The sequence below is a fragment of the Kitasatospora sp. NPDC052868 genome (assembly GCF_044547105.1).
In the GTDB taxonomy this organism is placed as follows: domain Bacteria; phylum Actinomycetota; class Actinomycetes; order Streptomycetales; family Streptomycetaceae; genus Kitasatospora.
Genome location: NZ_JBITZW010000003.1, coordinates 128,687 through 140,957, shown reverse-complemented (window position 1 = coordinate 140,957; position 12,271 = coordinate 128,687). Strand labels below are relative to the sequence as shown.

Genomic DNA, 12,271 nt, shown 5'->3' with positions numbered 1-12,271 from the left:
ACGACGTGGGGCTGCCGCCGCCCGGCGGATTGTGATCACTCGTTCGGAGCATCGCCCGGAAGTGTGCACCGAAGGGGTCCACACCCCCTCCGACCGGCCCATGCGCCCCACGGATGCCGCCATGCCCCGGCGCGTGCGGCCTCACTGAACGTAATACGCCCCTCACCCATCGGGTATGACTGGTTCGACGAGTGATCGCCAGGCCCCGTCCCGGGCCGCCGACCACCCGGCCGCCTGTCCCGCACGGTCCCGACCGCCGCCCTCCCGAGGGCGGCGCACCCGAGAAGGGGTGTGAGCCGCCATGGCTTTGTCCATCTCCGCAGCCATGCTGATGCTGGTCATCGTGGTGGTGCTGATCCGCCGCTCCGGTCTGAAGCTCGCGCACGCGATCGTCTGCGCGCTGCTGGGCTTCTACCTGGCGTCCAGCTCCATCGCCCCCTCGATCAGCCAGGTCACCAGCAACCTCGCCGGGATGATCAACGGCCTGAAGCTCTGACCCCCGATCCGCGGTCGTTAGGCTGCTCCCATGACCGCGACTACCGGCCGCCGCCTGCTCCTGGTGCACGCGCACCCCGACGACGAGTCGATCGGCAACGGCGCCACGATGGCCCGGTACGCCGCCGAGGGCGCCCGGGTCACCCTGGTGACCTGCACCCTCGGCGAGGGCGGCGAGGTGATCCCGCCCGAGCTGGCGCACCTGACGGCGGATCGGGACGACACCCTCGGCCCGTACCGGATCGGCGAGCTGACCGCGGCCATGGACGCGGTCGGCGTCGCCGACTTCCGCTTCCTGGGCGGCCCGGGCCGCTACCGCGACTCCGGGATGATGGGCGTCCCCGACAACGACGTGCCGGGCTGCTTCTGGCAGGCCGACGTCGACGAGGCGGCCGGCCACCTGGTCGCCGTGGTCCGCGAGGTGCGGCCGCAGGTGCTGGTCGGCTACGACCCGGACGGCGGCTACGGGCACCCCGACCACATCCAGGCGCACCGGGTCGCGATGCGCGCGTTCGAGCTGGCCGCCGACCCCGCCTGGAGGCCCGAGCTGGGCCCGGCCTGGCGGATCGCCAAGGTGTACTGGAACCGGATGCCCCGCTCGGTGATCGAGCAGGGCCTGCGCGAGACCGCCGCCAAGGCGCCGTTCCCCGGCGTCGCGGTGCCCGCCGACGTCCCGGGCGTGGTGGACGACGGCGAGATCACCACGGTGCTGGACGGCGCGGCGTACGCCGACCGGAAAGCGGCGGCGATGGCCGCGCACGCCACCCAGATCACCGTGGACGGCGCCTTCTTCGCGCTCTCCAACGACCTCGGCCAGCCGCTGATCGCCACCGAGTACTACCAGCTGGTCCGCGGCCAGGCCGGGCCCCGGCTCCCGGAGGACGACCTCTTCGCGGGCCTGGACGCCACGGACGGCCTGGACGGCGCGAACGACCCGGCCGGTACGGACCACACCCCCGAGGAGAGCGCCCGATGACCGAGCCCGCCGACCGCCGGCCGCCGCGCCGCTCGATCCCGGCCACCGTCCTCGGCACCCGCGCCGAGCGGCTGGCCGAGCCTCAGCCCCCGCGGGCGGGGCGGATCGTGGCTTATGTCCTGTTCTTCCTGCTGGGTGCGGCGGTGTCGGTCTGCGGAGCCTTTGTGCAGGCCTTGTGGCCGCCCGTGGGAGTCCTGCTGGCACTCGCCGCCACCGGCGCCACCTTCTACGCGGGCCTGCGGGTGACCGGCACCCGGCTCGGCGCGGGGCTGCCCGCGGCCGGCTGGTTCCTGGCGCTGCTGCTGGTGATGGTCCCGCGGCCGGAGGGCGACAACGTCCTGTGGACCAACGCGACCTCGTACGCCTGGCTGTTCGCGGGCTCGATCCTCGGCGTGATCTGCGCCACCCTGCCCACCCGGACCAGCTGGTTCCCCGGAGTACCCGGCCCGCCGCGCTGACCAGCGGGCCCACAGGCGTACGGTACCGCCCAGCACCCCTGGCACGACGAGCAGTCAGGACCACACGACCGTACTCTCATAACGGAGGAACCGGACGTATCAGGTTCTATTCGAACCAGTTCACCGGTCAGTTCTTCCCAGTATGGTGGTGCCGCAGAACGCCCTAACCCGACCGCCGCCCGCCAGGCCCGGCGCCCATGAACCACGGTCGCGCCCCAACGGCCACGCCCGCGAACCCGGAGCAGAGCAGCATTGAGCAGCCGCGAATCTGACAACGCCCACCCGACGCCTCGGCGGACGGGGCCGGACGCCTACCCGTCGGGCACCCCGCCCTACGGCACACCGGGCTTCCCCGGCGGCGACCGGACGGGTGCCGGCTCCGCCCAGGGCCCGGCGGCGGGCGGCGAGGACGAGACCCCGAAGACCGAGACCACGCTGACCACCAGGGTCCGGATCAACATCCCCGGCTCGCGCCCGATCCCCCCGGTGGTGGTCCGCAGCACCGTCAAGAACGAGGACGGCCCGGCCGAGGAGGCCCCGTCGGCCGCGCCCGAGCCGGCCGGCCCCCGGCACCGCTCGGCCGCCCCCGCGTCCCCCGTGCTCGGGGTGATGGACGGCGGCGCCCGCACCGCCACGCCGCCGAACCTGCCGCCCGAGTGGCAGATCCCGCCGGCCACCTCGGAGTCCGAGTCCACCGGCGCCTGGTTCCGGCCGCGGCAGAAGAAGGGCTCGTCCGACGGGCCCGCCACCGCGCCCGTCCCGGCCGGTGCCCCCGGCGCGGCCGCCGGTTCGGCGGCCCCCGCCGGCGGCGCCGAGGCCCGCCCGAAGGCCGCCCGGTCGAACGGTGCCCGGCCCGCCCCGGCGGCCGGCCCCGGCGCGGCCCGCCCGAACGACCGCGCGGTGCCCGCCCCGCGTCCGACCGGCGCGCCCGCCTCGCCGTTCGGCACCGGCCCGGACACCCCGGCGGACGAGGCCGGCGTGTACGAGGACGGCCTCCCGGCGGACCCGTTCGCCACCGCGGCCCCCGCCGCCGACCCCTTCGGCCCGGGCGCCGGCCGACCGGCCCCCCAGCAGCCCGGCGGCCACCGGTCCGGCCCGCCGCAGGGCTCCGGCCTGCCGACGGGCGCCCGGCCCGGCGCCGCCGACCCCGAGGACACCTCGGTGGACGGCTTCGAGCCGATCCGCGAGAACACGCCGCCGCCCGCCGCCATACCCGGCCTGCCGCAGCACGGCATGCCCCAGCACGGCCTCCCGCAGAACGGCGCCGCGCCGGACGGCCGGTCGCAGCCGGGCCTGTTCGCCGCCGCCCCGGCCGGTGGCGACCCGTTCGCCCCCTCGGCTCCCGGCCTGTTCCCCGGCACCCCCGGTCGACCGGGCGAGCCCTTCGCCCCGGCGGGCGACCCCTTCGACATCGCGTTCGACTCCGAGCCCGCCCCGGACGCCGGAGGCCCGGACGCCGGAGCCCCGGCCGCAGCGGCCCCCGCGCCCGCGCCGAAGAAGCCCGCCGCCGCCAAGCCCGCGCCCAAGCGCGGCGGCGCCGGCAAGAAGATCGTCAAGCTCGGCGTCTACGGCATCGGCGGTGTGCTGTTCCTCGGCGCCGCCGCGTACGGCACCGGGCTGATGCTGAACCAGTCCGACGTCCCCAAGGGCACCGTGGTGCTCGGCACGGACATCGGCGGCAGCAACCGCGACCAGGCGATCCACCAGCTCGACGAGACGGTCGGCAAGGCCGGCCGGCAGCCGGTCAAGCTGAAGGTCGGCGACCAGGCGCTGGACCTCGACCCGGTCGCCGCCGGGCTGAGCTTCGACACCACGGCCACCGTGGACAACCTCACCCGGCACAGCTACAGCCCGGTCGACGTGATCACCTCGCTGAAGGGCGGCGAGAAGGCCGTCCCGCCGCAGGTCAAGGTGGACCGCGCCAAGCTGAAGGCCGCACTGGACGCCCTGGCCGGCGGGTCCGGACAGGGCCTCCAGGAGGGCTACGTCAAGTTCAACGAGGCCGGCGAGCCCGTCGTGGTGCCCGGCAAGGCCGGCCAGGCCGTGGACTCCGCCTCCGCCGTCGACCAGGTGGAGCAGGCCTACCGCGACCGCGCCGCGGGCAAGACCGAGCAGCCCGTCGCGCTCACCGTCACGGCCGCCCAGCCCAAGGTCTCCCCGCAGGCCCTGCAGGCCGCCGCGGACAGCCTGGGCAAGGCCGCGGTCAACGGCAACGTGCGCATCACGGCCGGCGTCAAGCGGTGGGACTTCGGCAAGCTCACCGCACCCAAGGTGCTCACCCTCGTCCCCGACGCCTCCGGCAAGATCGCGCCGAAGTGGGACCTGGAGGCGCTCAACGGCCAGCTCGCCGGCGTCTTCGACAAGGTGAAGGTCAAGAAGAACGGCCAGACCGCCGCGATCACCCCGCAGGACGTCGCCGACGCCATCACCTCGGTGATGGACAAGTCCGGCGAGAAGGACCGCACCTTCAAGTTCACCGTCGTCTGAGCCGACCCGACGTAGGCGCAGCACCGAGGGGCGGGCCCGGATCCGGGCCCGCCCCTCGACAACTCCTCCCCCAGGTCAGCAAGATGTGACGCCATACCCTCCGCCACATCCGTACCAGGGAGAACCAGCATGGGCCGCCCCGCGCCGCACCGAACGGCCCTGTCCCACCGAACGGTCCTGTCCCACCGGTCCGCACCGTCCCGCCGGACGGCCCTGGCGGCCGGCCTCGGCGCCGTCGCACTGTCCCTGACGCTCTGCGCCTGTGGCACGGCGGGCGGCGGCAGCGGCCAGGCGCTCCCCGGCGTGGCCGAGACGCCCAAGCTCACCGCCGTCGACATCAACCCGCACGACCGCGCCGAGCTGCGCCAGGGCGGCACGCTGAACGTCGCGATCGCCCAGTTCTCCGCCCAGTGGTCGCCGATCCAGGCCGACGGCAGCGAGTCCTCCACCATCAGCGTCACCAAGCCGCTGCTGCCGACCTTCTTCCGCTCCGACGCGGCCGGCACCCAGAGCGTCAACCCGGCCTACCTCCAGGACGCCCGGTCCGAGCTGAGGGACGGCCGCCAGGTGGTCACCTGGACGCTCAACCCGAAGGCCCACTGGTCCGACGGCACCTCGATCACCTGGCGGGACATCGAGGCCAACTGGAAGGCCCTGAACGGCCGGGACGCCGCCTACCGGGCCTCCAGCAACACCGGGTTCGAGCTGGTCTCCTCGGTCGAGCGGGGCAAGGACGACTTCCAGGCCGTGATGACCTTCGATCGCCCGTTCTCCGAGTGGCAGTCGATGTTCAACGGCGCCGCCAACGCCCCGCTGCTGCCCGCCTCCAAGGTCGCCACCCCGGAGCTGTTCAACACCTCCTACCTGGACGCCATCCCGCTCACCGCCGGCCCGTTCAAGGTCGAGAAGCTGGACCGGGCGAGCCAGACCGTCACGCTGGCCGCCGACCCGGGCTGGTGGGGCGACAAGCCGCTGCTGGACCGGATCGTCTTCCACGCCATGGTCCCCAACACCATGGCCGCGGCCTTCGCCAAGGGCGAGGTCGACTTCTTCAACAACGGCCCGGACGTGGCCGGTTACCAGGTCATCAAGAGCACCAAGGGCGCCGCCGTCCGGCGGGCCGGCGGCCCGGACTTCCGCCAGTTCACGCTGAACGCCAAGAGCCCGGTGCTGACCGACCCGGCCGTCCGCCAGGCCCTGTTCCAGGCGATCAACCGGGACGCCATCACCCGCTCCGACCTCAGCGGTCTGGACTGGCCGACCGTCACCCTCAACAACCACCTGCTGGTGGCCAACCAGAACGCCTACCGGGACAACTCCCTCGGCCTCAGCCGCTTCGACCCGGACGACGCCGTCCACAAGCTGGAGGCGGCCGGCTGGAAGCTCGACGGCGACGTCCGCAAGAAGGACGGCCGGGAGCTGAACCTGCGGATGGTCATCCCCGCCGGCGTCACCCAGGCCCAGAACGAGGCCTCGGTCACCACCCGGATGCTCAAGGACGTCGGCGTCAAGGTCACCACCGTCACCGCCAACGCCAACGAGTTCTTCGACAAGTACGTCAACCGGCGGGACTTCGACATCGCCGCGTACTCGCTGCTCGGTACGCCCTTCCCCGCCTCCGGCAGCCGCGCCAACTTCGTCCTGGGCGGCGGCACCAACCAGGCCCAGGCCGGCAGCACCGTCGTCGACGCCGCCCTCGACCGGGCCTCCGCCGCGACCGACGCGGCCACCGCCTTCGAGGCGATCAACCAGGCCGACGGCGAGCTGTGGAAGGTGGCCGGGGTGCTGCCGCTGTACCAGCGCCCGCAGCTGTACGGCGCCCGCGCGAACCTGGCCAACATCGGCGCCCAGGGCCTGTCCGACATCGTCTGGGAGAACGTCGGCTTCCAGAAGTGAACGGGCCGGGCCCCGGAGCGGGAGGCCTCCCGCTCCGGGGCCCGGCCGCCGCCGTGCGCTCAGCCGGCGCCGATCACGTCCCGCACCTCGGCGAAGTGGCAGGCCGACTCGTGCGCGGCCGGCCCGCTCAGCACGGACGGCACCGCCAGCAGCGGGACTTCGGTGGCACAGCGCTCCTGCGCCTTCCAGCAGCGGGTGCGGAACCGGCAGCCGGACGGCGGGTTGGCCGGCGAGGGCAGGTCGCCGCTGAGCAGGATGCGCTCGCGCCGCTCCCGCCCGGTCGGGTCCGGCACCGGCACCGCGGACAGCAGCGCCTGGGTGTACGGGTGGGTCGGGTGGACGTAGATCTCGTCCTCCGTGCCGATCTCGACCATCTTGCCGAGGTACATCACGCCGACGCGGTCGGAGATGTGCCGGACGATCGAGAGGTCGTGCGCGATGAACATGTACGACAGCTCGAACTCGCTCTGCAGCTGGTCGAGCAGGTTGATCACCTGCGCCTGGACGGAGACGTCCAGCGCGGAGACCGGCTCGTCGCAGATGATCACCTCCGGCTTGAGCGCCAACCCCCGGGCGATGCCGATGCGCTGGCGCTGGCCGCCGGAGAACTGGTGCGGGTACCGGTTGATGTACTCCGGGTTGAGGCCGACCACGTCCAGCAGGTCCTGGACGGCCTTGCGGCGGTCGCCCTTCGGCGCCACCTCGGGGTGGATCTCGAAGGGCTCGCCGATGATGTCGCCGACCGTCATCCGCGGGTTCAGCGAGGTGTACGGGTCCTGGAACACCATCTGGATGTTCCGCCGCACCGCCCGCAGGCCGGCGCCGGAGAGCCGGGTGATCTCCTCGCCCTTGAACAGCACCTGGCCGGAGGTGGCCCGTTCCAGGTTCATCAGCACCTTGGCCAGCGTGGACTTCCCGCAGCCGGACTCGCCCACGATGCCGAGGGTCTCGCCCTTCCGCAGGTCGAAGGAGATGCCGTCGACCGCCTTCACCGCGCCGACCTGCTTCTTGAAGACGATGCCCTGGGTCAGCGGATAGTGCTTGACCAGGTCCTTCACCTCCAGGATGGGCTCAGCCATGGAGGGTCTCCTTCCAGAAGTGGCAGGCGCTGCGGCGGCCCGGCAGGTCGGCCCCCTCGGTGTCCAGTAGCGGTACCAGTCGCGGGAGTTCGCTCCGGCAGCGGTCCGCCGCCCGGTCGCAGCGCGGGTTGAACGCGCAGCCCTGCGGGATCCGCAGCAGGCTTGGCGGCAGACCCTGGATCGCGTAGAGGTTCTGGCCCTTCTGGTCCAGCCGGGGGATCGAGTTGAGCAGGCCCTTGGTGTACGGGTGGGCCGGGCGCGCGTACAGCTCGTGCACGGGCGCCGTCTCGACGATCCGGCCCGCGTACATCACCGCGATCTTGTCCGCGACGTCGGCGACCACGCCGAGGTCGTGGGTGATCAGGATCAGGCCCATGTTGAACTCGGACTGCAGCTCGGCCAGCAGGTCCATCACCTGGGCCTGGACCGTGACGTCCAGGGCGGTGGTGGGCTCGTCCGCGATGATCAGGTCGGGCTCCAGCGCCAGCGCCATCGCGATCATGATGCGCTGGCGCATACCGCCGGAGAACTGGTGCGGGTAGTCCCCCACCCGCTGGCGGGCGGCGGGGATGCGCACCCGCTCCATCAGCTCGACGGCCTTCTCCTTCGCCTCCTTGCGCGAGGCGCCCTGGTGCACGCGGAACATCTCGCCGAGCTGGTAGCCCACGCTGAGCACCGGGTTGAGCGAGGACAGCGCGTCCTGGAAGATCATCGCGATCTTCCGGCCGCGCACCGCCCGCCGGGCCTTGGGGCTCATGGTCAGCAGGTCCTCGCCGCGGAACCGGATCGATCCGGCGGTGATCTTCCCCGGGGGCATGTCCAGGATGCCCATGATCGCCTGCGCGGTCACCGACTTGCCCGAACCGGACTCCCCCAGCACCGCCAGGGTCTCGCCGGCGGACACCGAGTAGCTCACCCCGTTGACGGCCTTGGCCACGCCGTCCCGGGTGTGGAACTCGATGTGCAGGTCGTCGACCTCCAGCAGCGGCGTGCCGGGCACCAGGCTCTCCCGGCCGCCGACCACCTCCACCGCGGGCCTCCCCGGCACGCCGTCCTTCGACAGCCTTGTCGCGTCACTCATCGTCCGCGGCCTCCCTCAGCGCAGCTTGGGGTCGAGGGCGTCGCGGACCGCGTCGCCGAGCATGATGAACGCCAGCACGGTGATGCTCAGCACGACGGCCGGGAACAGCAGCACATGGGGGGCGTTCAGGAAGCGGGACTGGGCGTCGCTGATCATCAGGCCCCAGGAGATCGCCGGGGACTGGATGCCGATGCCCAGGTAGGAGAGCGCGGCCTCGGCGCCGATGTAGACGCCCAGGTTGATGGTCGACACCACGATCACCGGCGCCACCGCGTTCGGCAGGATGTGCCGGCTGACGATCCGCCGGGTGCCGGCCCCCAGCGCCTTGGCCGCGACCACGTAGTCGTTGTGCTTGTTGGAGAGCACCGCCGAGCGCATCAGCCGGTAGATCTGCGGCCAGCCGAGCACGGCCATCACCGCGGAGACCGTCCAGGCGTTGCCGGTCTTCCAGGTGGACATGATCAGCATGCCGCCGAGCAGCAGCGGGATGGCGAAGAAGATCTCGGTGATCCGGGAGAGCACGCTGTCCCAGATCCCGCCGATCCAGCCCGCCCACAGGCCCAGCACGCCGCCGACCGCGACGACCAGCGTGGTGGTCAGGATGCCGACGATGATGGAGTTGCGGGCGCCCCAGACGGTCCGGGTGTAGATGTCGCAGCCCTGGACGTCGAAGCCGAACCAGTGGTCGGCGCTGGGCCGCTTCAGCGAGTCGGACAGGTTGCAGAAACCGCCCGAGTTCGGGTCCTGGTCGGTGAACAGCTGCGGGGCGACGGCGAGCGCCACCATGAACAGCACCAGCACCCCGCCGATCAGGAACAGCGGGTTGCGCCGCAGGTCGTACCAGGCGTCGGTCCAGAGGCTGGCGACCCGTTCGCCGCCGTCCACCTTCGTGGCGGCCTGCGCCTCGGCGGCCGGTCCGCTCCCGGCGGAGCCGGAGCCGGGCTGCCCGGGGATCGAGACGGTCAGGTTCTCGCGCTCGCTCTTCGTCGGCTCACTCATAGCGGATCCTCGGGTCCAGGACGGCGTACAGCAGGTCGACCACCAGGTTGGCCAGCAGGTAGACCAGCACCAGGGCGCTCACGATGCCGACCACGATGGTGCGTTCGCGCAGGTAGACGGACTGGAAGAGCTGGTGTCCGACCCCGGGGATGTTGAAGATGCCCTCGGTGATGACCGCACCGCCCATCAGCCCGCCGAGGTCCATGCCCAGGAAGGTGACGATCGGGATCAGCGCGTTGCGCAGGCCGTGCCGGACCACCACCCGGAACGGGCTCAGGCCCTTGGCGACCGCCGTCCGGACGTAGTCCGCCCGCATGACCTCGATCAGGCTGGTCCGGGTGAGCCGGGCGACGTACGCCAGCGAGGTGGAGGCCAGGACGTACGCGGGCAGCAGATAGGACCGGAAGCCCGCCTCCTCGTTGAAGGAGACCGGGAAGAAGTCGATGCCGTAGTCGGTGTTGAGTTTCACCCCGAGGATCAGCTGGAGCACGAAGCCGATCACGAAGACCGGGATCGAGATGACCATCAGGGTCGAGATCAGCACCACGTTGTCGATGAACCGGCCGCGCCGCAGGGCGGCGACCATGCCCGCCGTGACACCCACCGCCATCTCGATGACCAGGGCGGTCAGCGCCAGGTTGATGGTGTACGGGAACGCCGTCTTCATCACGTCCACCACCGCGTTGCCGCGGTAGTCCTCGCCGAAGTCGCCCTTGAACAGGCCGACCAGGTAATCCCAGTACTGGATGAAGAAGGGGTCGTCCAGGTGGTACCGGTCCCGCAGGACGGCCACCACGGCCGGGTCCTGCCGCTTCTCACCGGCCAGTGCCGTAATGGGATCGCCAGGCAGCAGGAAGACCAGTGCGTAGATAAGGAACGTCGCGCCGAGGATCACAGGTATGGCCTGGATGATCCGGCGGACCACATAGCGGCCCATGCGGCCTCCTCGTGGTTCGGGGCACGCCGGTGACGGGCGGCGCGGGGGTTTCCCGCACCGCCCATCAGCGCGTACCGGTCAGGTGGACTCCGGTCAGGCCAGCTCGACGTCGGCCAGGTCCATCTGCCCCTGGGCGTTGACGTTCACGTTCTTCACGGTCTTGCTGTACGCCGCGGAGGACATGTAGGTGTAGACCGGGATGTACGGGAGGTCCTTGATCAGGATGTCGTCGGCCTGCTGGTAGAGCTTGATGCCCTCGGCGTCGGTCTTGGCGGCGTCCGCCCTCGCCAGCAGGGACTCGAACTCCTCGTTGACGTAGCCGCCGTAGTTGGAGCCGTTCTCGATGGCGACCTTGGAGAAGATCGGCCGCAGGTAGTTCTCGATCGACGGGTAGTCCATCGACCAGGCCATGCGGAAGGCCCCGGAGTACTTCTTGTCGCCCAGCGCGGTGAGGATGGCGCCGAACTTCTCGAAGGGCTTGAAGGTGACCTCGATGCCGAGGTTGGCCTTCAGCTGGTTGCCGACGGCCTCGATCCACTCCTTGTGGCCGCCGTCGGCGTTGTAGCCGATCTCCATCGTGTTGCCGGGCAGGCCGCCGGCCGTGGTGAAGAGCGCCTTCGCCTTCGCCGGGTTGTACTTGGAGATGTCGCCGAGCGCGCCCTGGCGGTACCCGGGAATGATCGGGTTGATGAAGTCGTCGGCGGGCTTCCGGGTGCCCGAGAAGATCGTCTTGGTGATCGACTCGCGGTCGATCGCCATGGAGATCGCCTTCCGGATGTCCGGATTCGCGAACGCCGGGTTCGTCGCGATCGGGAATCCGATGTAGCCGACCCCGGAATCCGGCTTGTAGATGTAGCGGTCACCGAACTCCTGCGCGACCGTCCCCATCGCCGAGATCGGAAGCTTGTCGGTGATCTGGATGTTGTCGGCGCGGAGATCGTTGTACGCGGTTTCCAGCTTGTCGTAAATCTTGAAGGTGACGGAATCCAGCTTGGCCTTTCCGTCCGACGCCGGGAAGTTCTCGTACCGCTTCACCTTGATCTGCTTGTTGTGCTCCCACTTCCCGTCCAGCTGGAAGGCGCCGTTGCCGATCGGCGCGTCCTCGAAGGCCTTCGGGTCGGTGAAGAACGCCTTCGGCAGCGGGAAGAAGGCGTTGTAGCCCAGCATGGTCTTGAACTGGGAGAACGGCGCCTTGAGGGTGACGGTGAAGGTCTTGTCGTCGACGACCTTCAGGCCCTTGAGCTCCTTGGCGGTGGGCTTCTTGTCCTTGCCGGGCGCCAGCTCGTCGGAGCCGAGGATCTTGTCGAAGAACGGCAGCGCCTCCTGCGCGTTGTCCTGGTTCGCCCCGTAGTTCCAGGCGTCGACGAAGGACTGGGCGTTGACCTTCTCCCCGTTGTGGAAGGTGTAGCCGTCCTTGAGCTTGATCGTCCAGGTGGTCGCGTCCGGGGACTCGATCGACTCGGCGACCCGGAGCTTCGGCGAGTTGTCCTTGATGTCGTAGTCGACCAGGCCGGCGAAGATCGCGTTGAGCACCTCGGCGCCCTCGGACTCCGCGGTGTTCTGCGGCACCAGGCCGTGCTGCGGCTCACCCAGCTCGACACTGATCGAGCCGCCCTTCTTGCCCGACCCGCCGCTCGCCTGCTCGGAGGACTTCTTCCCGCTGCCGGTGCTGCAGGCGGAGATCGCGAGGGCGGTGCACGCCGCGAGTGCGGTCCAACGCATCGTCTTGGTGAGCCTCATTCAACTGCCTCTCGATTTAGGGGCTTACGAACGAACGGCGCCCCGCCACTCGGTGTGCCGGGCATGGCGAGGATCGACATCTCAGGGCCGTCCACACAGTTGGCGAGGTGACCACTGATACGC

At 70.9% G+C, this 12,271-nt stretch carries 10 protein-coding genes; 5 read left to right on the top strand and 5 right to left on the bottom strand.

The features are described 5' to 3' along the window. The first annotated feature begins 301 nt into the window (after nt 1-301). From ACIGZJ_RS07085 to ACIGZJ_RS07065, 5 genes are all read left to right on the top strand, one after another. Nucleotides 302-496, top strand: coding sequence for a DUF2304 family protein (locus ACIGZJ_RS07085; RefSeq protein WP_030307746.1), 195 nt, complete (start codon nt 302-304; stop codon nt 494-496). Nucleotides 497-526: 30 nt separating this feature from the next. Then, nucleotides 527-1,471 carry an N-acetyl-1-D-myo-inositol-2-amino-2-deoxy-alpha-D-glucopyranoside deacetylase gene (mshB, locus tag ACIGZJ_RS07080; protein WP_396456317.1) on the top strand — a complete coding sequence of 315 codons (945 nt, stop codon included), beginning with the start codon at nt 527-529 and terminating at the stop codon, nt 1,469-1,471. Next, nucleotides 1,468-1,929: a DUF6113 family protein gene (locus tag ACIGZJ_RS07075; protein WP_396456316.1), complete on the top strand. Its 462-nt coding sequence runs from the start codon at nt 1,468-1,470 to the stop codon at nt 1,927-1,929. Before mshB ends, ACIGZJ_RS07075 begins: the two co-directional genes overlap by 4 nt. Before the next feature lie 252 nt (nt 1,930-2,181). Further along, a complete protein-coding gene (locus tag ACIGZJ_RS07070) occupies nt 2,182-4,416 on the top strand; it encodes a hypothetical protein (protein WP_396456315.1) in 2,235 nt (744 codons plus the stop codon). A gap of 129 nt (nt 4,417-4,545) precedes the next feature. After that, the gene (locus tag ACIGZJ_RS07065; protein WP_396456314.1) at nt 4,546-6,312 is read left to right on the top strand and encodes an ABC transporter family substrate-binding protein; all 1,767 of its coding nucleotides are present in this window, start codon (nt 4,546-4,548) and stop codon (nt 6,310-6,312) included. A gap of 59 nt (nt 6,313-6,371) precedes the next feature. Here the strand turns inward: ACIGZJ_RS07065 and ACIGZJ_RS07060 are convergent, their stop codons facing one another. From ACIGZJ_RS07060 to ACIGZJ_RS07040, 5 genes are all read right to left on the bottom strand, one after another. After that, the gene (locus ACIGZJ_RS07060; protein WP_396456313.1) at nt 6,372-7,391 is read right to left on the bottom strand and encodes an ABC transporter ATP-binding protein; all 1,020 of its coding nucleotides are present in this window, start codon (nt 7,389-7,391) and stop codon (nt 6,372-6,374) included. Further along, nucleotides 7,384-8,472 carry an ABC transporter ATP-binding protein gene (locus ACIGZJ_RS07055; RefSeq protein ID WP_396456312.1) on the bottom strand — a complete coding sequence of 363 codons (1,089 nt, stop codon included), beginning with the start codon at nt 8,470-8,472 and terminating at the stop codon, nt 7,384-7,386. The genes ACIGZJ_RS07060 and ACIGZJ_RS07055 overlap by 8 nt, the downstream gene beginning before the upstream one ends. Nucleotides 8,473-8,487: 15 nt before the next feature. After that, nucleotides 8,488-9,471: an ABC transporter permease gene (locus tag ACIGZJ_RS07050; RefSeq protein WP_396456311.1), complete on the bottom strand. Its 984-nt coding sequence runs from the start codon at nt 9,469-9,471 to the stop codon at nt 8,488-8,490. After that, entirely contained in the window at nt 9,464-10,408 is a 945-nt protein-coding gene (locus ACIGZJ_RS07045; RefSeq protein WP_392928945.1) for an ABC transporter permease, read from the bottom strand. The genes ACIGZJ_RS07050 and ACIGZJ_RS07045 overlap by 8 nt, the downstream gene beginning before the upstream one ends. A gap of 93 nt (nt 10,409-10,501) precedes the next feature. After that, complete coding sequence (locus ACIGZJ_RS07040) at nt 10,502-12,148, bottom strand: ABC transporter substrate-binding protein (RefSeq protein WP_396456310.1); 1,647 nt, start codon at nt 12,146-12,148, stop codon at nt 10,502-10,504. Nucleotides 12,149-12,271: the final 123 nt, after the last annotated feature.